The 19,932-nt window shown below is 49.8% G+C and carries 19 protein-coding genes; 14 read left to right on the top strand and 5 right to left on the bottom strand.

Annotated elements, in window-relative coordinates:
• Window positions 1–141: 141 nt before the first annotated feature.
• Together HMPREF9412_RS02955 and HMPREF9412_RS02950 are read right to left on the bottom strand one after the other, a co-directional pair.
• Window positions 142–1,689, bottom strand: a complete 1,548-nt coding sequence (locus HMPREF9412_RS02955) for a response regulator (RefSeq protein ID WP_009590041.1) — start codon at window positions 1,687–1,689, stop codon at window positions 142–144.
• 13 nt (window positions 1,690–1,702) lie between these two features.
• Complete coding sequence (locus HMPREF9412_RS02950) at window positions 1,703–3,436, bottom strand: cache domain-containing sensor histidine kinase (RefSeq protein ID WP_009589804.1); 1,734 nt, start codon at window positions 3,434–3,436, stop codon at window positions 1,703–1,705.
• 227 nt (window positions 3,437–3,663) lie between these two features.
• Here HMPREF9412_RS02950 and HMPREF9412_RS02945 point away from each other — a divergent pair, with 227 nt between their 5' ends.
• From HMPREF9412_RS02945 to HMPREF9412_RS02935, 3 genes are all read left to right on the top strand, one after another.
• Window positions 3,664–4,770 carry a rhamnogalacturonan acetylesterase gene (locus tag HMPREF9412_RS02945; protein ID WP_009589880.1) on the top strand — a complete coding sequence of 369 codons (1,107 nt, stop codon included), beginning with the start codon at window positions 3,664–3,666 and terminating at the stop codon, window positions 4,768–4,770.
• Window positions 4,771–4,863: 93 nt separating this feature from the next.
• Entirely contained in the window at window positions 4,864–5,238 is a 375-nt protein-coding gene (locus HMPREF9412_RS02940) for a sensory rhodopsin transducer (protein WP_009590050.1), read from the top strand.
• Window positions 5,239–5,252: 14 nt separating this feature from the next.
• Window positions 5,253–5,681 (top strand): GNAT family N-acetyltransferase, encoded by a 429-nt coding sequence (locus HMPREF9412_RS02935; RefSeq protein WP_009589798.1) that lies wholly within the window; start codon window positions 5,253–5,255, stop codon window positions 5,679–5,681.
• On the opposite strand, the gene HMPREF9412_RS02930 is transcribed toward HMPREF9412_RS02935, so the two are convergent.
• The 3 genes from HMPREF9412_RS02930 to HMPREF9412_RS02920 are packed head-to-tail and all read right to left on the bottom strand — an operon-like array spanning window position 5,660 to window position 9,515.
• Window positions 5,660–6,853 (bottom strand): Ger(x)C family spore germination protein, encoded by a 1,194-nt coding sequence (locus HMPREF9412_RS02930; RefSeq protein ID WP_036671119.1) that lies wholly within the window; start codon window positions 6,851–6,853, stop codon window positions 5,660–5,662. The genes HMPREF9412_RS02935 and HMPREF9412_RS02930 overlap by 22 nt on opposite strands.
• Before the next feature lie 5 nt (window positions 6,854–6,858).
• Complete coding sequence (locus tag HMPREF9412_RS02925; protein ID WP_009589869.1) at window positions 6,859–7,950, bottom strand: spore germination protein; 1,092 nt, start codon at window positions 7,948–7,950, stop codon at window positions 6,859–6,861.
• A gap of 32 nt (window positions 7,951–7,982) precedes the next feature.
• Entirely contained in the window at window positions 7,983–9,515 is a 1,533-nt protein-coding gene (locus HMPREF9412_RS02920; RefSeq protein WP_009590001.1) for a spore germination protein, read from the bottom strand.
• Between the two features lie 456 nt (window positions 9,516–9,971).
• On the opposite strand from HMPREF9412_RS02920, the gene HMPREF9412_RS02915 reads away from it, so the two are divergent.
• The 11 genes from HMPREF9412_RS02915 (at window position 9,972) to HMPREF9412_RS02865 (ending at window position 19,919) form a co-directional block, all read left to right on the top strand.
• Entirely contained in the window at window positions 9,972–10,499 is a 528-nt protein-coding gene (locus HMPREF9412_RS02915) for a DinB family protein (RefSeq protein ID WP_009589904.1), read from the top strand.
• A complete protein-coding gene (locus HMPREF9412_RS02910; RefSeq protein WP_009590023.1) occupies window positions 10,496–11,407 on the top strand; it encodes a TIM barrel protein in 912 nt (303 codons plus the stop codon). The genes HMPREF9412_RS02915 and HMPREF9412_RS02910 overlap by 4 nt, the downstream gene beginning before the upstream one ends.
• Window positions 11,408–11,503: 96 nt before the next feature.
• Window positions 11,504–12,295, top strand: coding sequence for a lipid II flippase Amj family protein (locus tag HMPREF9412_RS02905; protein ID WP_009589794.1), 792 nt, complete (start codon window positions 11,504–11,506; stop codon window positions 12,293–12,295).
• 49 nt (window positions 12,296–12,344) lie between these two features.
• Window positions 12,345–12,638, top strand: a complete 294-nt coding sequence (locus tag HMPREF9412_RS02900; RefSeq protein WP_254663987.1) for a hypothetical protein — start codon at window positions 12,345–12,347, stop codon at window positions 12,636–12,638.
• Window positions 12,639–12,929: 291 nt separating this feature from the next.
• Window positions 12,930–13,628, top strand: coding sequence for a FadR/GntR family transcriptional regulator (locus HMPREF9412_RS02895; RefSeq protein WP_009589963.1), 699 nt, complete (start codon window positions 12,930–12,932; stop codon window positions 13,626–13,628).
• Between the two features lie 90 nt (window positions 13,629–13,718).
• On the top strand, window positions 13,719–15,068 hold the full coding sequence (locus tag HMPREF9412_RS02890; protein WP_036671104.1) for an acyclic terpene utilization AtuA family protein: 1,350 nt from the start codon (window positions 13,719–13,721) through the stop codon (window positions 15,066–15,068).
• A 13-nt stretch (window positions 15,069–15,081) separates the two neighbouring features.
• A complete protein-coding gene (locus HMPREF9412_RS02885; protein WP_009589826.1) occupies window positions 15,082–15,408 on the top strand; it encodes a DUF4387 domain-containing protein in 327 nt (108 codons plus the stop codon).
• Window positions 15,409–15,411: 3 nt separating this feature from the next.
• Window positions 15,412–16,305, top strand: coding sequence for an ABC transporter permease (locus HMPREF9412_RS02880; protein WP_009589957.1), 894 nt, complete (start codon window positions 15,412–15,414; stop codon window positions 16,303–16,305).
• Between the two features lie 14 nt (window positions 16,306–16,319).
• A complete protein-coding gene (locus HMPREF9412_RS02875; protein WP_009589953.1) occupies window positions 16,320–17,192 on the top strand; it encodes a carbohydrate ABC transporter permease in 873 nt (290 codons plus the stop codon).
• Between the two features lie 65 nt (window positions 17,193–17,257).
• The gene (locus HMPREF9412_RS02870) at window positions 17,258–18,751 is read left to right on the top strand and encodes an extracellular solute-binding protein (RefSeq protein WP_036671103.1); all 1,494 of its coding nucleotides are present in this window, start codon (window positions 17,258–17,260) and stop codon (window positions 18,749–18,751) included.
• Window positions 18,752–18,764: 13 nt separating this feature from the next.
• Window positions 18,765–19,919: an ADP-ribosylglycohydrolase family protein gene (locus HMPREF9412_RS02865; protein ID WP_009589899.1), complete on the top strand. Its 1,155-nt coding sequence runs from the start codon at window positions 18,765–18,767 to the stop codon at window positions 19,917–19,919.
• The last annotated feature ends 13 nt before the right edge of the window (window positions 19,920–19,932 follow it).

The raw sequence follows: 19,932 nt of genomic DNA, 5'->3' as shown, positions 1-19,932 counted from the left end.
CATTTCCTCCCCTTTGTTGATGGACCACAAATCAATGCTTCAAATGTTAGTGCTTACATTCCCAATTATCTAGTTTTCGAGGGGAAAGAGTAAGGAAAAAAACCGTGCAGTTTGTTTAAAAAGCAGAGATGTACGTACAAGTTAATCGCTCTTTTTCATATATTCGGAGGGCGTGCAGCCGATCTGTTTCTTAAACACTTGGCTGAAATATTGAGGATTATCGCCAAAACCGAGCCGCTCCGCCATTTCAAAAATTTTGATATCGGGATCGCTGAGCATCATTTCGGTTGCGCGTTTCATCCGAAGTTTCATCACGTAATTGGAGAACTTCTCGCCGGTCTCCTTTTTGAACAGCTTGCCAAGATAGTCGGCGTTCATATACAGCATGTCGTTTGCCACCAGGTTGAGGGTAAGCTCCGAGTTGCCCAGCTGGTTCTCGATGATCTCCACCACCTTGCGCACGATGGCATTGTATTGGACCTTGTTCCGTTCAAAGTTTCGCAGCGTGATTTCCCGAACCGTTTCTTCCAGTACGCCTTGAATTGCTTGGAGCGTGCTCATCTCGGCGATTTCCGGGATTCGTGCGTAACGTTCCTGCATCTGGTCCGGATCGGTCAGCCGGATGAGGGATACGTATTGCTGAATGATATAGGATTTGGTCATCTCGATGCTCAGCTGCGCACGCTTCAGTTCCTGAACGAACTCGGTCAGGGCAAGCTCCGCTTCGTTTCGATGGCCGGATCGGACGGGCATGCACAGCCGCTCCTCATCAAGGACGAAGCTTCCTTCCAAACCGCCGACGTGCAGCGTATCCTCGGTTGTGATCATTCCGCTTTCGTCCAGGTAGAACCGGTAGTTCAGGCACTGCAGCGTATCCCGGTACAGCCTCCGCGCCTGGGTAACAGGCCCGGGATTGCTGATCGCGATCGTGACGTCCATTTTGTAATACTGTTTAAAAGTGCAGCGGATATCCTGGAGCTGCTGATGAAGCCGCTGCTGATCGTTACGGTCCTCGATCAGCACCAGGACCTGCTGCCCGATCGTCGTACTCAGCAGCGTCGTGTCCAGCAGATCCTCGGCGATGTTCTTCACGGCGAATTGATGCTCGAATTCGACGGAGCCTTCCAGCTGGAACAGCAGAAGACGCACAGGCTGATCGAAATCGTATTCGAACAGGCTCCGGTACTCCTCCAGATCATGGCGCCCATAGGTCTTGTTGGTGACAAACTCCTTGAGCACCTGTTCTTTGACATGGGGCAGCACCTTCCGGAGCCGGTCCTTCATCTCCTGGACAAACGTTTCCTTGTTCCGGTCCTGGGTCAGCTCGTCGATGACCTCTTTCAGCGCTCCACCGATCTTGTCCTCGTCGGTCGGCTTCAGCAGGTAATGCTTCACGCCGTATTGCATGGCGCGGTTGGCATACTCGAATTCGCCGAAGCCGGACAGCAGCACGAATTTGATATGAGGATGGGAGGCGTAGGTCTTGGCAACGAGCTCCAGACCATCGAGCCCGGGCATGCGAATGTCGCAAACGACGATATCCGGGCTCTCCCTGACGATTTTTTCATACGCTTGAATTCCGTTCTGGGCGGTACCCGCCAGCTCGGTTCGGTATGCCGACCAGTCCACCATCTGAGATATGCCGTCCAGAATAATCCGTTCATCGTCCACGAGCAGTACTTTGTACATTCGAATCCCTCCGTTATTTGGGTAAAGACAGAATCACGCGGGTTCCAAGACCCGGTCCGCTGTCGATGGATAAACCGTAATGGTCGCCAAAAGCCAGCTTGATCCGTTCTTCGATGTTTAACAGTCCGATTCCGTTGCCGCTGGTGGCCAAATCGCCGTTTCGCAGCCGCGTCAGGGTATCCGGCGCCATACCGGGACCGTCATCCTCGACGATGATGCAGAATGCGGAAGGCGTCTCCTTGCAGGACAACGTAATTCGACAAGGGTCAACGGATGGCTCCAGCGCGTAATGAATTGCATTTTCGAGCAGGGGCTGAAGGGACAGCTTGGGTATTTTGCGGTGCAGATCCTGCTCTTGTACATCCAGTGTAAATTGTAAGCGGTCTTCGAACCGGAATTTTTGTATGATGACGTAGTTTCGGACGATCTCCAATTCTTCCCCTAATGTCAGAATAGGCTCCTTCAAACTGACGGAGTTTCGGAGAAGGAAGGCTAAAGCCTGCACCATGTCGGAGATTTGGAACTGCTTGTTCATCTTCGCCAGCCAGTTCACGGATTCCAGCGTGTTATACAGAAAGTGAGGATTGATTTGCGCTTGCAGCGCTTTAAACTCGGTCTCTTTGATCAACAGCCGGTTTGAATAGTTTTCGGTAATGAGGGCGTTGATTCGCTCGATCATGAGACGGAAAGTGCGATGCAGCAGTCCCAGCTCGTTCATGGCGACGGGAGCTGCGTCCTGAGGCAGCACGTTGGCTTCCGCAAAGTTTCCTTTTTCCGCGAGTTTCATCCGGGTGATGAGACTTTCGATAGGACGTGTCAGCCCCCGGCTGAACCTGATGCCGAGCAGAATCGCAACCGCGAAAATAACGGTGAAAACGATGATGACAAGCTCTTTAATGAATATGATTTGCTTGAAGGTTTGGTTAAACGGCGTGACATTCATATATGTCCAGCCCGTGTTGCCCGATCGGTTATGCGCAATGAAGTAGGTGTGGCCATCGATTTCCCGGGTAAGGTACCCGTTTCCGGATGACAGGGAGGATTGAATAACCGCCGGATCGAAGTGCGGCGTTGCGGGATAGATCACATCCGCACCCGAGGTCACGATCAGGTCGCCTTCACCTCCGGCAGATTTCCGAACGATTTTGTCCATATTGATGCGAATGATGATGGTGCCCAAGTAGTTAAGATCGAATAATGTGCCGGAATAGGATCTTATTTCCCGGGAAAGCAGAAGAGCCGGATCACTTTCGTCCGGGTATATCCAGCGTTCTTCTCCATCCGCGTCCCCGGCAAGCTGAAGAATCCGTTCCTTCTTGGCAGGATCAATCGGGACGACGCTGCCGACGTCCTGTTGATGGTCATATGAATCGATCAGGTGAATAGAGTAAAGCATGGGCTCGGAGCCTACATAATTCAGGAGGCGGTCCACCAAATGCTGCCGGAGGATGAGCCTGTCATAATCGGATTCGCTCCCGGCGATGGAACGCAATATATTCTGGATCTGGGTATCCGTAATGATATTAAAGGATAGCTGTTCGACCCGTTCGAGCTCTGACTCAATCGCGGAGGAAGACAGGTGAAGGACTTGGGATGATTTGAGGTACAGCTGCTCGTCGTAGATGGAGAAGGCATACTGCTGGACGATGACGGCGAACGCAAATGCCATGGCAACGATTAGGCTGATAAGAAGGGAAAGCTTATTTTTGATTTTCATATTTTTATAGATCGTCATCCATTTTTGCACGGCAACGTCTCCTTGCGCTGGTCCTAAAATGTTGTGTACACATTATGTACCGGGTTGTAAACGCTGTCAATACGTGCGAGGTTATTCCGACACCCGGGATAATCGGGGCGGCGCTTCTTTAATTAGTCGGTTATTTGAACATGGAGGACGGTTATTTGAATGTATGTTCGGCGGTTACCGTTCCATAATGGACTTAGATGAAATTCGACCGGGAGAGGTGAAGTTCGTTGCAAAACATGTATAAATTCGATTTCGGTACGGAAGCGCCAGGCCATGAACATATCAAAATAACCGCTGAGACCTTATATAGTCCTGAGCTTGGCTACGGATTCCATTCCCTATCCAATGTCTCCCCCGCGAATCGGGCGGGGGAAGTGGTATTAACGGGTGATTTTATCATACCGCTGAATGCTGCGTATCAGGTCGATGTGGCGGATGGCCTGTACACTTTGCATTTGTTGATGGGCGATGCCTGGTTTGATACGGAAACCTCCATTCGGGGGACGGAAGGGCAGATGCTGCTGGATGGGAAACTCATCCCGGCAGGCCACTTTGAACGTTACAGTATGACGGTGCCAGCGGTTCAAGGCAAAATCGTATTGTACTTTTCTGGGCGGGCTCCCCGAATTAACGCACTGGAAGTGCTGCCTGCACCGCATGCGTGCCAGGTGTTTCTGGCTGGGGATTCGACGGTAACAAACCAGCCTGCGGACGGATATCCCTATGCCGGGTGGGGGCAAATGCTGCCCGCATTCATAAAAGCGGATGCGGCCGTGAGCAATTATGCACGTTCCGGCCGAAGCTCCAAGAGCTTTATTGCGGAGGGAATCCTGGAGCAAATCCGGGAGAAGATGAAACCCCATGATTATATGCTGATTCAGTTTGGCCATAACGATCAGAAGCGCGACGAGGGAAGGTATACGGAACCTAACTCGACATACAGGGAGTTTTTAAGACGGTACGTGGACGTTTGCCTGGAGAAACAGGCGACTCCGATCCTGGTTACCCCTGTTCACCGCCGCTATTTTGATGGTAAGGGAAGGCTGGAGGACACGCATGGCGATTATATTACGGCCGTTCGGGAGCTGGCCGCGGAGGAGCAGGTGCCCTTGGTCGATTTGGCGGCGCTGAGTCTGGAGTATTTTAACCGGTTGGGTCCGGAAGGGACCAAATCCGTGTTTATGTGGGGAAGGCCGGGGGAATTTCTTCGTTTCCCGCAGGGCGTAATGGACAATACCCATTTTCAACAGCGCGGAGCGGCCCAATTGGCCGATATGGTGGTTGGGGCTTTGAAGAATCTTGGACTCCAGCCGTTGTCCCTGTTTCTGCGGTAACATGCCGGGTCCCTTCCTGAAAAAGAGGAACTTCGGCGCCCGCAGCGAATCTATTCAAAACACCCTAAATCATACGAGCGAGGAGCGAAACGCATGTCAAAAGGTGAACAACAATGGATTATTCCCGACGGGTATATCCCTCCCGAAAGCAGCGGAGAACTAACCAGTCATGAATCCGTCTGTGTTTTGAACTTAACCGAGCAGGACGTAGTGGTTACGATTCATGCTTACTTCGAGGATCGAGATCCATTGCTGGGAATGGAAACCATCGTGCAAGCAAGAAGAACCAAGCACATACGGACCAGCTCGCTTCAAACGGACGAAGGGAAAGGCATTCCTTCGGGTATTCCCTATGCCATGGAAGTTATAAGCAGTGCACCTGTGTTCGTTCAATACAGCCGCCTCGATTCCACTCAGGCGGAGAATGCTTTAATGAGCGTGATGGCATACCCGGTAACCATATCCTAAAGGATGGTGATTGTATGAAACAAACTGTGTTCTATACCTCAGAGCCCCCAGAGGATTTTCAGCAACTGGAGGCTCTGTACGCTTCGCTTGGTTGGAACTCTATTCATCTGTCCGTTACCGAATTGAAAACGATGTGCTTGCATAGCTGGTATGCCGTCTATGCGTATGAAGGACAGAAATTAGTGGGCATGGGACGCGTGATTTCCGACGGGGTGATCACAGGCGTTATATGCGGATTAGGCGTACATCCGGATTATCAGTCCAGAGGGATTGGCCGACAGATTCTTCATCGATTGGTTGAACATTGCGAGAAGTCCCGGGTCTTCCCGCAACTAATGTGTGAGGAAGGTCTGGAACCCTATTACGAGAAACTGGGCTTTCGGCGATTCACCATTGGGATGAAGAAGAATATACAGCGGACTCATTCATCGGACGTCCCATAATCTTTGATCGTTATTTTGACCTCATGCTTGATCGGAACCTCGCTAAAGGTTTGATCCCAATCTTTTTTGGCTGTCTTCCATATATGAGGATACTTGATTCTCAATTTGTTTCCGAAACCGGAAACGTCTGTTTTGTATTCATGTTGAATTTTATCGAGTGCATTCTTTACCAAACGCTCAACCTCTTTTTCAATCGCTTTTTCCGTTCTTTTCAAAAACTCAGTTTCCATAGTTTTCTCCGAAACCACCCAATGCTCGGCGATTCTTCCTTCAGACTCAATTTCTATATTAAACGAGATGTCGTTTCCATCAACATGAGGTTTAATTTTACTTTTCATAGACAATATTTCGTATATAATAGGCTGGCCCGTCTTTTTATCCACGCTTTTAACCAAACCGCCTTTCCCCTTTCCGGTTATCCACGTTAAGCCTTCGATTTCCTGTTCATTCAAAAAACCGCGTAGTTTTTTCGTTTTCCCTTCAATGACGGCAGCTCCTGAAAATTTTATGTCTCCATTCGACGACGAGACGACATTTTGCAAAAGAAAGCTGGTCCCTGAATGCAGCTTCCCCTCAATCTTGGTCAGTGTAGTCGGGGGTAAAATCTTGGTGGTTCTTTCGTGACCATGTGTCATTTCAACGAGTTTAAACGCTGGAATTTCCATCGGCTTTTTCGATTCTAGCGTTTTGCTCGCACGGTTCTGAGCGATGAGAAGGAGTCCGCTTGGCCTCATCTCCTGTTCCCTGATAAAAAAATCCAAGATCTTTTGCAGATCCAAGGTGCGTGCAAGATCCTCGCCAACAATAATCACTTTGGAATGCTCGGCAAATGCGTGCTTTTCGATTCTTAAAACCATATTGCGTAAGGTCGGCAGGATCGTATCTCCTGTTTCGGAAACGTTGTTATAAGCTTTTTGTGGTGAAGAACCGGTTTTTGTGCCTTTGCCTGTTGTCTCTGCGGTGACAAATTGATTGGTTATCGTAATTCGATCCCGGCGAGGAGGCCCCCCTGCTCGTCCCGCAGACTCTTCCCGAGACTCCTCCTGTTTTTCCAAATCCAACGAAGTACCTACAATGAGGCCCAAATCTTCAATTTCTTTATTGCTCCAGCATCCAGTAAGCGGTAGGAGCGTAAGGACCAACAGCGCACTGAAGAGGGTTCGTATCGTCATGTGCTTCAAGCTTTTCCACCTCTCACGCTCGATACTAGAAGTAAGATGACCGGCAGTACGGTAAATAATACTAACGCGACATTGCCGACCATATCCCCAAGTTTAAATAGGTCATTGATATTTTTTGGAACCATGGCAATGACGTAAATAATCGGAACCAAGCCATATACAAATGGGTGAATCTTTTTTTTGAAGAGTTGGGCCAGCCCTAGAGCAGCCGCATAGTAGGTAATGGTAAAGGTCGTGAATATTTGCATAATCCATATGACAAGCAAGAAAGATTCAAACCGTTCAAAGATCAAACCGGGGATCTCAAAACTTCGCATAAGCTCCAGCGTAGGCCATGTACTCGTGACCACCCCATCGATCGATAGGGCTCCGATGACCATAACAACGGTGATGACGTAAAAGAGCAAAGGGATGAATACGCCAACTAGAACGACTTTTACGGCTTTGTCCGGCTGTTTCATAAACGCAACAAGGAGCAGCATAATTTCAGAACCTAAAAAAGCGAGAGCGGTTGTCTTTATTCCCTTTAGCATGGGGACAATTCCCAATCCTAACACGGGACGGAGATTATCCAGCTCAAATATGCCTAAACTCAAAAAGGCAACCAGTAAAAAAATGACGATGGTAATAGGGAATATGATTTCGAACAAACGGGCGATCGTGTTTATTCCTCCTATGATCAGATAAAGACCTATCCACATAAAAGGAAGGATGATGGCCCAGGTGGGGGTACCTTCCAGCAAAAAAAGGCCGGTTACTTCTGCCATCGTTCTGACTTCATATGCAGAAAGTGTAAAAAAGTAACCGATAATAAGTAAACTGAGGAACCCGCCCATCCATTTTCCTACAATTTCTTGGCTGTATTGATAGAAGGTTTTTTCGGGGTATCGCTGGTTTAATTTCACGATGATCAGCCCTACGAGCATGGCGATGAGCCCGCCCAAAATAACGGTGATCCACACATCGGGTGTTTGCACCTTCTCCACGGAAGTGCGGGGGAGGGTGAGGATCCCGGCTGCAAGAATATAATTGACGAGGATAACCGCTGCCTGCAAATTCGTAATTTGGCCCTTTGAACTACCCATCATGTTGTTTTATTTCCTTTCATAAAGAGCTATCCTTAGCGGATGGAATCTTTCTTATGTATCGCCTTCCGAAAGCGTTTCATCTTCAGAAGCGGCATTCGAATCATAAAGTCTTTCCAATCACTTACTCGATAAGGAACGACCGGAGTGATAAAGGGAACACCGAAACTCTTCAACCTTACTAAATGGCTGCAAAGGAAAAGGAAAAACAGAACGACCCCGTACAATCCATAGACAGCAGCGAAAAACATGGCTACAAATCGAAGCATGCGAAACGTAATTCCAGCGCTGTATTGAGGGACGGCAAACGAAGAAATGGCAGTCAATGCCACCACGATCACCATAATGGGACTGACAATCCCCGCTTGTACGGCTGCTTCCCCTATGACTAATCCGCCAACGATACCCATGGCCGGACCAATAGGTTTAGGCAATCGCAAACCACCCTCACGCAGAATCTCGATGGCCACTTCCATGATCAGGGCTTCGATTATGGCGGGAAACGGTACGCCTTCCCTCGTGCCCATGATGGATAAGGCCAGTTTAGTAGGGATCAGCCCTTGGTGAAACGAGACAAACGAAATATACAAGGAGGGACCAAAAAGCGATATAAGGGCCGCGAAATAACGTAATAGGCGAATGAGAAAACTCGGCAACCAGCGATCATAATAGTCTTCTGGTGAGTGCAGCATCATACTTAATGAAACCGGAACGATTAAAGCGAAAGGCGTCCCATCCAACAAGATGGCAACTCGTCCTTCCATCAAGGCACTATAAACACGGTCGGGACGTTCCGTATTCTGTACTTGTGTAAAAGGACTGAGATAATTATCCTCGATGAGCTGCTCCACATAGCCTGATTCCGGTACATCATCTATATTGATTTTTTTGATTCTTTCCTGCACCTCTTCCACCAAGGCAGGATCCGCCATATCTTTGATATAGGCGATGACAAGTTCTTTTTTTGAACGTTCTCCTACTTGAAACTTGATGATGGATAAGTTGGTGTTGTCTCCATGCTGTCGTAAAAGGGCGGTATTATCACTTAACGATTCCGTGAAACCTAACCGCGGACCTCGAACCAATGGCTCCGATGACGGTTCTTCAACATTGCGCGATTTCCCTTTGGTTGTACCGAGTATGAGCACATTCTGCACGCCATCCACTAACAGTGCAGTCGAACCTGTCAATATTTTGGACACCAAATCATGAACATGAAGCGCTTCTGTTACTTCACTAATGGTAAGAACTTGATTTTTAATAAACTCTTTTGAGATGACTCCTTGCACAAGGGATGGATCCTGATCATTTTTTTCGAAGAAACTCGCCATAAGCGAATTCATAATGTGTTTGTCGATGAGTTCTTTATCCGACAATCCGTCTACGAATATGATGGCCGCACAAATGCCAGTGCCTCCAATGTAAAACTCCCTAATGCGCACATCCGAGTTATGGCCGATCTCGTTTCTCACCAGTTCAAGATCCAAGGCGAATTTTCCCGTAAAACGCTCTCGTAAGCTTTGAGCGGGATCCAATGTTTTGTTATTTTCATGGTCATGTTGTTTCATTGTGGATACCTGCCATTTCCTCAGTCTTCCTTTGAGTGATGAACCCATTTAAAGAACCTTGAGATGATATATGGAACCAAAAAAGCGATAAAACCTTGCATAAAAACCTTCCAATCCGGAATGTAGGAAAGCACCATTTTCCACATGTGAATCCCCCTGTTCAGGCGACAAGTTTCGGACATAGACCCTCTAGTTCCATTATTATCGATGCAGCAGCAGTTTAAACTAATGCATGGTTCCTCCGTTCCGGAGGAGGCCCACGTTTCGTTATCCTCTTGCATATCACCACGCGAGTGCGTTGAACGATGTACATTGTGATCTGCTGAAGGAAACGGGATACGCGGGAGGGAAATAATGTTAAAATAGGTTTGGGCGAATAAAGGCAGGCTGAGTTGTGATTTCCGTGCCGGCCCCGGTAAGGAAAGTACATAGAACCAAGAAACGAAGGTGATGGACATGTTTCAGAATGACCCGCATTTGCTCATCGCGGACCTTCCCGGTTATTCACCGGATATTAGCCGCTTGCTGTCGATGATGAATTATGCCAGGTTCACGACGCTGCAAGAGGTCAAGGGTTTAACCATGGAGCAGCTCGATTTCGTCGCAGAAAAAGGGGGGAATTCGATCGGTGCATTGCTGCTGCATGCTGCCGCCGTGGAATATGCCTATCAGGCCAGCACGTTCGAAGAGCGCGAATTAAGCCAGGATGAGCTGCGGAAATGGGGGCCCGCCCTCAATCTGGGCGATGAAGGCAGAGCCGCAATACGAGGCCATGACCTCGATTATTATATCGAGCGGTTAAACGAAGTCCGAAACCGGACCTTCGACTTGTTCCGGTCGGTTACGGATGAATGGCTTTATATCGAGCAGCCATTCTGGTATAACAAGCAAGCAAATTACTATTTTATGTGGTTCCACGTCTTTGAGGACGAGATCAACCATCGCGGGCAAATTCGTCTTATTCGAAAGAAGCTGAGCACATGACTCAGCGCCGTTTACAGATAGGCATGTGGGATCAGTTTACGGAAGATCGATGGGAACGGCTTGCGGATAAGCATATTAGCGGGATGGAAATATGCGGCTTTCCGAATCGGGAGGCGTTGGTTGAGGTTAGCGATTTTTGCAGTAACCAGCGAATCGCGTTCGGTGTTCATGCCCCGATTCTTCGTGAAGCGGGATATCGGTTGCCTCAAGTCAATGCACCCGAACCCGAGGTCTTTCGGGAAGCGCTTGAACAAATCTCGGCAGAGGTTCAGTTAGCCTCCAGTGTGGGGGCAGATTATATGCTCTTTCATTATCCGTTTTATCCGGTCTTTCAGGAGCCTTTCACGCCGTACCCGAGACTTCCTGGCCCCGAGGATCGTTACAATTACAACCAATTGGGCAAAGGAAAATTCCGGGAAATGTCGAAGCGGTTATTCGAGTTTCTCTGTGAACTCCAGCTTCGCTATGGGCAGCGCATCGTGCTAGAGCATGATTTCTTTGGAGATTACGGGGATGTGCTGATCGATAGCTTTCATGCTTATCCCGACATCGGGTTTGTGCTGGATACGGCCAGGCTTGATATAGCTCGCAGGGCCTTTCAAGGTTTTGACCCATACCCGTTTCTCGATCGGATGGCGTCCCGGATTTATTTGGTCCATTACAGTAACGTATTATACGAGAATGACAAGTTCACGCATCATCTGCCGGTGCTGCCGGAGCATGATCATGATGCGGACTATGGAGAAGCCTACGCCTATTTGCAATACGTTGCCGCCCGTAATTCACGGTTCCATGTGACGTTTGAACATAACGCAAGCCTGATCACTCGGCAGCAATTGCAGCAGATCTATGACCGGACGGCATTCATGCTTCAAGAACAGGGAGGGCACGTACTAATCCGGCCGTAAATGCGATAGACATATAGGGAGAAACAGACTGCAGATTCAATCGATGACATGATATGGTACGACTTAGCCTGCACCTCAGGTGGGGAGGAACCCTCTATGATACAGAGCTTGATCGTTGTGTTTGTCCTGACGATGATTATTCATACGGCGGAGACGTTGTCATACTCTGCGAGATATGCCGGAGTGAAGTTGAACAAAATTGCGGTGGCGTTATCCTTGACCGGAATCATTGTGCTGGTTTCCCGAACGTCCAACCTGGTTCAAGCTCCGCTGACGGGCAAATTCGTAGATTATGCAAAAGTGGATCCTTCGTTTGACGTGCTCACCTATTTCAGGGCGATATTGCTGGCCGCATCCATCGGTACGATTGTCGCGATCGCATTGTTTCCTACCTTCGTCAATCTGTTCAGCCGCATTATCAGTAAACTGGAGGTTGCCGGATCCATCCCGAAGCTTGTATCGAGCGTGACCATTGGGCAGCTCAAGAATACACGGCATTACATCAGGAAGCCGAATTTGAAGTGGAGCCAGTTTCGCTACTTAGGCGTACCTAAACGGTTCATTTTGCTGAATATCGTGGTTACGGCTTTTTACACGGTGGGTGTCCTGGCATCCCTGTATGCCGCACATCTCGTGCCCCAGTACAGCACCATGGCCTCCCAAGCGTCCGGACTGATCAACGGGATTGCAACGATTATCTTAACGATATTTATCGATCCCCAGCTTGGTTTGATTACGGACAAAGCCACCCGCAATGAGGAAGCGAGGGAACAGCTGGGCAAGGTGTATACGATGCTGATGGTTTCGCGGTTTTTCGGAACGATGCTGGCCCAGCTCGTGATCATTCCGGCGGCTTATGTCATCAGTGAGATTGTGAAATGGATATAAAGACGGTGGTATTGGTTAGAAAACTAGAACGAGAGAGGTGGGGATCATATTGACGCGTAAACGTCTGGCGATGGAATCCGTGCTGTTTGCCGCAGCGATATATATAGGATATTTTGCATTTATGATGCTGCAAGGGATGGTGCTAACACAGAGACATGCGCAGGATCTGGATCTGGCCAAGCAATATGAACGGATAGAAACCCTGCAGACCCAGGTAACGTTTGGAATGATGGAGCGGAGCAGCGGGTGGCAAACAGCAGCAGCGATCGGAGGCTTCGTACTATTGGGCGGCTTATATGGTTATATAAGATGGCAACGGACCAAACGGAGATTGCAGTCATAAATTTGAAGTCTAAGAGCACAAACCCTGTCATGGATTTTCGTCCACAGCGGGGTTATTTATTATGTCCCATGGATCACCATCTCGAGGCACTCAAGCGTCCAAAAGATCGGATGATTGGGTGACCCAATTATCCGGTTTTTACTGCCTTATAGGTCAAAACTACCGTAATTCTATCGATGAAAGCGCTATTTTAATGCTTGACAGCCTATTCAGATGCGTTTATGCTAAACGTGCGGTTAATTGGATCACCCAATTATCGTTTGCGCAAGTAGGGATAGAGAGGGTAGTCATATGACCATTAAGAAGATTAAATATCATCGGGTGTACGAGGATGTTATCGAACAGATCAAGAATCTGATTCTGGAAGGGAATCTGGCTCCGGGTGATGTCCTGCCGACAGAACGGGAGTTGGCCCAGTCCTTCGGCATTAGCCGCGGAACATTGCGGGAAGCCTTTCGTATTCTGGAGCGCGAAGGATTGATTGAAGCCAGACCGGGCGGCGGACGTTTCCTGAGCAAGGCACTGGACGTTGCCGAGGATCGCAGCCGTATTCTGGACAACATTGAACGCGCTACCATCATCGAGTTGTTAGAGGCGCGGGAATTGTTCGAGACGGGAATCGTGGAGCTGGCGGCAAAGCGCGCAACCGATGAGGATATTGCCGAGATTGAGGCCGCCTTCGCGACATGGGGACAGATCGATCAGAACGCGGAGGATCGCTCGAAGCCGGATCAGGCATTTCACCTGTCGATCGCCAAAGCCACGCATAACGTGGTCCTTGTCAATATGATTGAACTGCATATGGATTTGCTTCAGCGGACGCTGAGCAAAACAGCGCAGATACCGGGGCGAAAGAGCGAGGTCTACGAAGAACATTTACTTATTATGCAAGCCATTAAGGAACGGGATCCGGTAAAAGCGAAGTTGGCTTTGCTGAACCATCTTAGCCGGGTTAAAGAAAACATACAGAAAAACCACATTCATGTTTAAGAGGGGGAAAATGCACCCCTTTTAGCACAAATTGGATAATCCAATTATCCAATGGTCATGGGTGAATATGTGGGTAGAGAGGGACTGCAGATGAATACAGACATTCGAATTCTATCACCCTGCGGCATGCTGGGATATGGCTTTCCTGAACAATCCTTTATGAACGGAATGGACTTTGAACTGCACGGCATCGTCGTGGATGCAGGATCTACGGATGGCGGACCGCATAAGCTGGGCGCCGGCGTTTCGATCGTCAGCAAGCGCGCGGTTAAGAAAGACTTGGACATCATGATCACCCAGGGTTTGCCTCGGAAAATTCCGATTATCATCGGATCGGCCGGCGGCTCGGGAGCAAGGACCCATGTGAACTGGACGCTGGATATCATTGATGAGATTTTGGATGAGCGGGGTCTTCAGGCCAAAGTGTCCGTTATCTGGGCGGATTTTACGCAGGAGGAAATCCATCTGGCAAGCGAAGAAGGAAGAATCAAGGGACTGAGCCCGAACATACCGCCACTGACCCGGGAGCGAATTGATTCCACGAACAGCATCGTTGCTCAGATGGGACACGAACCTATTGTGGAAGCGCTTAAACAAGGCGGAGACATTATCGTATGCGGCCGGGCTTATGATCCGTCCCCATTCGCGGCGATCGGGATCTATCATGGCAAGGACCCGGGGCTATCCTATCATCTGGGAAAAATATTGGAATGCGGCGCACTATGCGCCGAACCTGGCACAACCAAGGATAGCATTCTTGGCACGATAAGCGATGATTCGTTTACCGTTCAATCGCTTAACCCGAACCGGACGTGCAGCCCGACCAGCGTTGCCGCCCATACCTTCTATGAGAAGGAACATCCGTATATTCTGCATGGTCCCGGATTTACGCTTGATTTGGAGAACTGTCGATTCGAGGAAGTGGAGAAAGGCGTCGTTCGCGTGACGGGCAGCAGGTACCTTCCGGCGGAGAAATATTTCATCAAACTGGAAGGCGCAAGGCGCGTCGCGTATCGAACCTTCGTGGTCGCCGGGATCCGGGACCCAATCCTCATCGGGAAGCTCGAAGAGGTTGAAGATTATGTGCGCAACCAGGCGCGGGAATATTACCGGGAAATTCCGGAATCGGATTATCGGATTCAATTCTACAACTACGGCAAGAACGGCGTACTCGGAAGCAAGGAGCCCGAGTCGTTCGACGGGCACGAGATCGGCGTCATGTTCGAAGTGGTGGCCAAGACGCAGGAGTTGGCAAACAGCATCTGCGCGACGGTGCGTTCCACTTTCCTGCACTACGGCTACGAAGGCCGGAAATCAACGGCAGGAAATCTCGCGTTTCCGTTCGCGCCAAGCGACATCGAGTTCGGTCCTGTGTATGAATTCTCCGTCTACCACCTGATGGAAATGAAAAATAATGCTTTTCGTATAGAGCATCGATAAGGAGGATCAAACCATGACTCAACTCGGCGATTTGGCGAAGGTGCTGCGAAGCAAAAACTCGGGCCCCTTCGAAATTACATTAGACGTGTTGTTTGATTCCAAGGAGCAATATGACAGAGTGAAACAGTCCGGCATCATATCGAAACGGACCATATGCGAGCTGTATCAGATACGGGAGGAGCAGATTCATCATCTGGTGTTTTTCGACCAGGCGCTGGGTTTCAAGATCACGATGTCGCGGGACATATCGTCGGGCAGCGTCGGCGACCGCGACGTGTACGGTGCCCAGCAGCATGCTCCCCTCATGAAGTTATCCATCGAACACGGGGAGGAGGGGTAACCCATGAAGGTGTTAAGACGCTTAAGGCAGGATTGGGTATTATACGCGATGCTGTCGCTGCCTCTGCTCTACTTTTTTGTTTTTCACATCATTCCGCTGTACGGCATGAAACTCGCCTTTCAGGATTACCGGATTCTTGGGGATCATGTGTGGGTCGGGTGGAAGCACTTCAAGACATTGTTCAGCTCTCCCGCCTTCACGAGCGTGCTGCAGAATACCATCATCATCAGTTTGATGAAAATCGTATTCGTGTTCCCGATTCCGATCATGCTGTCGCTTTTGATTAATGAAGTTCGGAGCTCGAAATACCGCAAATATGTGCAATCCGTGGTTTATCTGCCGCATTTCCTGTCGTGGGTCGTGATTGCCGGGATCTGGATCAGTCTCTTGAACCCAGCCGAAGGCGGAGTCAATCTGATTGCGAATTTCTTTCAACTGCCATCCGTGGATTACATGACCAGCAAGGAGCATATCCGCTGGGTGCTCGTATTCTCCGAAATCTGGCGAAGCGCGGGTTGGGATTCCATCATTTATCTGGCAGCCATCATGAAGATCAGCCCAGGATTGTATGAAGCAGCCAAGATCGACGGGGCGACCCGGCTGCAGCAGATGAGGTACATCACGCTTCCTCATTTATACAGCACAGTTGTAACCGTCTTCATTCTGAATCTGGGCTTCTTCATGAATGCTGGTTTCGATCAGGTGTTTAACTTTATGAACGATTCCATCATCAGCGTGGTCGATATTCTGGACACGTATGTGTACCGGATCGGTATCGGAAACGGGCAGTTTGCTTATGCAACCGCAGCGAGCCTGTTCAAGGGCGTGATCGGCATTATTCTCATCCTGGGCACGCATTTCATATCGAAGCGCTTCTCGGGCAAGGGCGTCTGGTAAAGGAGGGATTTACGATGAGACGGCTTGAAATTTCCAAAATCGTCATTTATCTGATGTTGTTTGTATTTACGCTCATGGTCTTGGTTCCTCTCCTGAATCTGCTGGCGCTGTCTCTGACCGACCCCGGCAAAGCCCATCTGATGGGCGGTCTGGACATCATACCGAAGGGATTCTCAACGATCAACTACCAGCTGTTGTTGTCCAATCCCTTGATCACGGGCAGTATTCTGAATTCGGTATGGATTACCGTGGCAGGCACATTCCTGAATCTGCTGCTGACCTCCATGGCAGCGTACGTGCTGGCCCGAACCGAGTTTATCGGGAAAAAGGTCGTGTTGTTTTTCCTGATCGTCATTATGGTATTCGAGCCGGGCATGATTCCCGAATACCTGCTCGTGAAGGATCTCGGACTGATGAATACGTTAACTTCGCTGATCCTGTATAAAGCGATCAACGTATACTATCTCTTTATTCTCATGCGGTTCATTCAGGACATTCCGGAGGAGATTCTGGAGGCATCCCGAATCGACGGCGCAGGCCATTTCCGCTTGTACAGCCGCATCATCCTGCCGCTCTCCAAACCGGGGCTGGCGACCTTGGGCTTGTTCTACGGGGTGTATCACTGGAATGAATATTTCCGGGCGACGCTCTATATTTCGGACCCGACCAAATGGCCGCTGCAGGTCGTGCTCAGACAGTTTGTTGTCCGTAAGGACAATACGTCCCTGATCGGGAACCAGAACATGTTCGACAGCTCGATCAATTTTGATTTCGCTTCCCTGCAGGCAGGTACGATCATGATTGCGATTGTGCCGCTGTTATTCCTATATCCGTTCATTTTGAAATATTACGCCAAAGGCGAACTGGAGGGCGGAGTCAAGGATTAAGCTAAGGAAGGCAGCTTAACTTAAGGCATGAATGTTCAAATTCAAAAAAGGGGAGAAAGATGAACATGAAAAAATTAAGCCTGTTATTAATCGTTGCCATGCTGGTTATGGTCATGTCGGCATGTACATCGAATTCGAAGACGCCGGGAGCGGGCCAGACCGAGCCCGGGACCGCGCAGCCTGAAGGAAGCGGTGATCCGGTTACGCTGAAGATCGTGTACAAGGATGAAGGAACGGCGAATCCCGTTTCCGTTAAATTCTTCGAGACCTTGGAGAAATCCCTGGCCGAAGACGAAGGCTTGAACGTGAAATTCGAGCTTGTGGATCTGGCACAGGGCAGTTATGCCGAGAACCTGAATCTGCTGCTGTTGGGCGGAACCATTCCGGATATTATCTACTTCCAAGGCGGCGACCAGCAAATTGCCGAACAAGGCCTGCTGGAGGATCTGACGCCTTACATTGAAAAATCCACTTACATTAAAGATATCATCGAGCCGCATAACCAAACGCGGATGGCAAGCTATCCGTATCTGCTGTGGATCAAACCGCTCGCACCGAAGACCCCGGTCATCCGGGCCGACTGGTTTAATGCCATGGAGAGCTCTAAAGCCTTGATGGAGAATCCGACCGTCGACAATTATTACGCCTTCTTCAAGGAATTGGTGGAGAAGAAGCCGGGTGAAGGCAAGCCGAGTTACGCGCTGACGGCAGCAGGCGATATTGCCGAGATCAATTTCATTTTCAATACGGCTTTCGGTTTGGATACGACCTGGCTTAAGAAGGACGACGGCACTTATGAATACTCCAAGGTTTCCCAGAAGGAAAAAGAAAAGCTGACGTTCTACAACAAGCTTTACAAGGAAGGGCTGCTCGACCCGCAATTCATTACGAAGCAGTGGGATACGAAGGAAGATGCCTTCTATAAAGGAGAAGCTGCCGTTATTACGGGCACAGCCGGCAAAATCATCGATTTGTACGACGGAAGAATGCAGGAGCTCGGCGGAGATGACGCTAACCTGATCGTGCTGCCGCCTGCCAAGGGTGAAGCTCAGGGCTTCGGGGCAACCGACGTGACGAAGGAATCCAGAGGACTTGCGATCTCTTCCCAGTCTCCGCATAAAGACGTGGCGTTCAAGGTCTTTGATTACCTTGCAAGTCCGAAGGGGCAAATGCTGGACCGTCTCGGTTTCGAAGACGAGCATTATAAGGTCGTTGACGGCAAGATCGAGCTGAACGAGAAATACTACAGCGAATGGTATGCGCGTTTTTGGGAGCCGACCGAGATCCAATCCGAGACGCCTTTGAAAACGCCGCTTTTGGGTGAGCCTGGAACCGAATCGTTGAAAATGGCTGGCGATTTCTACACGGAAGACAATAATTTCATCATCCCTGAGCAATTCATTGCGAACTGGGATGCGATGAACAATCTGTACAAGGAATATTCGACGGACTTTATTACAGGCAAGAAGGACTTGTCCCAATTCGACCAATTCGTTGAAGCCTGGAATGCTGCAGGCGGAGCAGAGATAACGAAATACGCCAACGACAACATCAAGTAAGGAGCCTATAACTATGACTTCGTTTCGTGACCGGGTGAGGGGCGTGGTGATATCCACCGCGCTCGGAGACGCAATGGGAGCTCCAATCGAGAAATTGACGTACGGGGAGATCAAGTCCAAGTACGGACGCGTGGAATCCCTCATGACAAGATGGCATAAGATGGACCTGCCCCCCGACGTCCGGCTTGGCCGGGTAAGGGGCGATGGCATTGTCACGGACGATACGCTGATGACCATTGCGCTCATGAACGTGTATCTTACCGAGGGCAGGCATCTGGATGCCTATGATATGGGCAACGAGTTCGTGAAGGAGATTGCGTTCCGCAAGACGTTTGTCCCTGAGCTGAATGAGGAAACGTTGATAATTGACCGATTGTTCTATCCGGAAAAATACATCTTCATGCGTCATGTGCTGGCCAATTGCGATCCGAGAGAAGGCGGCATCGGAAATATGGTGAACTGCGGGGCGGCGATGTACATCGCCCCGATCGGGATCGTTAATGCGGGCAATCCCAAAGCAGCTTATGATGAAGCCATCCTGTTTGCGATGGGTCATCAGAGCAGCTACGGCCTGGAAGCCGCGGGCGTGCTCGCCGCTTGCGTGGCGAAGGCCTTTGAGCCAGGGGTGAGTGTGGACGATATTGTCCGCACCGCCATCAGCCTGGCGAAAGACGGCACGAAAGCTGCCATTGTGGAGATGACGCAAGCCGCGCGCGATCTGCGGCAGGAGCGGGATGACATGGACAAAGTGATCGAGGTATTGCAAGCGATCATGGTTAAATATTCGCCGATGGGCGACGACGTGAGCCGCCATATCGACAAGGTCGGCATCCCGAGCAACCATTATACGCCAAGCCGCCTATGGTCGATTGAAGAGCTGCCGATGGCACTGGCGTTCATCGTGCTCAATGACGGAGAGTACTACCGTTCGATCCTGGACGGGGTTAATTCCGGGCGCGATACGGACTCGATCGGCGTCATGGCCGGGGTGATCCTGGGCGCCATGTATGGCAGCGAGGTCATCCGCAAGGAGGATATCGAACATCTGAATAAGGTAAATCGTTTGGACCTGTGCGCCATCGCCGACCGGTTCAGCGGCATTGCCGCGAAGATCATCGAGGAGGATCTTCGCATCAATGAATCTCGGAAGAATATTGTGAGTCCATAGTTTTTTGCAAGCC

The organism is Paenibacillus sp. HGF5, from assembly GCF_000204455.1.
GTDB lineage: Bacteria > Bacillota > Bacilli > Paenibacillales > Paenibacillaceae > Paenibacillus_AQ > Paenibacillus_AQ lautus_A.
Note: the sequence above shows the minus strand (reverse complement) of the source record. Positions and strands in the feature narration are given on the sequence as shown.

Bases quoted from the DNA above. Each gene is read 5' to 3' on its own strand.
- HMPREF9412_RS02930 (WP_036671119.1), bottom strand. From the start codon at position 6,853: ATGACGATACGAACCCTCTTCAGTGCGCTGTTGGTCCTTACGCTCCTA.
- HMPREF9412_RS02905 (WP_009589794.1), top strand. From the start codon at position 11,504: ATGATACAGAGCTTGATCGTTGTGTTTGTCCTGACGATGATTATTCAT.
- HMPREF9412_RS02910 (WP_009590023.1), top strand. From the start codon at position 10,496: ATGACTCAGCGCCGTTTACAGATAGGCATGTGGGATCAGTTTACGGAA.
- HMPREF9412_RS02940 (WP_009590050.1), top strand. From the start codon at position 4,864: ATGTCAAAAGGTGAACAACAATGGATTATTCCCGACGGGTATATCCCT.
- HMPREF9412_RS02870 (WP_036671103.1), top strand. From the start codon at position 17,258: ATGAAAAAATTAAGCCTGTTATTAATCGTTGCCATGCTGGTTATGGTC.
- HMPREF9412_RS02875 (WP_009589953.1), top strand. From the start codon at position 16,320: ATGAGACGGCTTGAAATTTCCAAAATCGTCATTTATCTGATGTTGTTT.
- HMPREF9412_RS02920 (WP_009590001.1), bottom strand. From the start codon at position 9,515: ATGAAACAACATGACCATGAAAATAACAAAACATTGGATCCCGCTCAA.
- HMPREF9412_RS02935 (WP_009589798.1), top strand. From the start codon at position 5,253: ATGAAACAAACTGTGTTCTATACCTCAGAGCCCCCAGAGGATTTTCAG.
- HMPREF9412_RS02925 (WP_009589869.1), bottom strand. From the start codon at position 7,950: ATGATGGGTAGTTCAAAGGGCCAAATTACGAATTTGCAGGCAGCGGTT.
- HMPREF9412_RS02955 (WP_009590041.1), bottom strand. From the start codon at position 1,689: ATGTACAAAGTACTGCTCGTGGACGATGAACGGATTATTCTGGACGGC.
- HMPREF9412_RS02880 (WP_009589957.1), top strand. From the start codon at position 15,412: ATGAAGGTGTTAAGACGCTTAAGGCAGGATTGGGTATTATACGCGATG.
- HMPREF9412_RS02865 (WP_009589899.1), top strand. From the start codon at position 18,765: ATGACTTCGTTTCGTGACCGGGTGAGGGGCGTGGTGATATCCACCGCG.
- HMPREF9412_RS02885 (WP_009589826.1), top strand. From the start codon at position 15,082: ATGACTCAACTCGGCGATTTGGCGAAGGTGCTGCGAAGCAAAAACTCG.
- HMPREF9412_RS02895 (WP_009589963.1), top strand. From the start codon at position 12,930: ATGACCATTAAGAAGATTAAATATCATCGGGTGTACGAGGATGTTATC.
- HMPREF9412_RS02915 (WP_009589904.1), top strand. From the start codon at position 9,972: ATGTTTCAGAATGACCCGCATTTGCTCATCGCGGACCTTCCCGGTTAT.
- HMPREF9412_RS02890 (WP_036671104.1), top strand. From the start codon at position 13,719: ATGAATACAGACATTCGAATTCTATCACCCTGCGGCATGCTGGGATAT.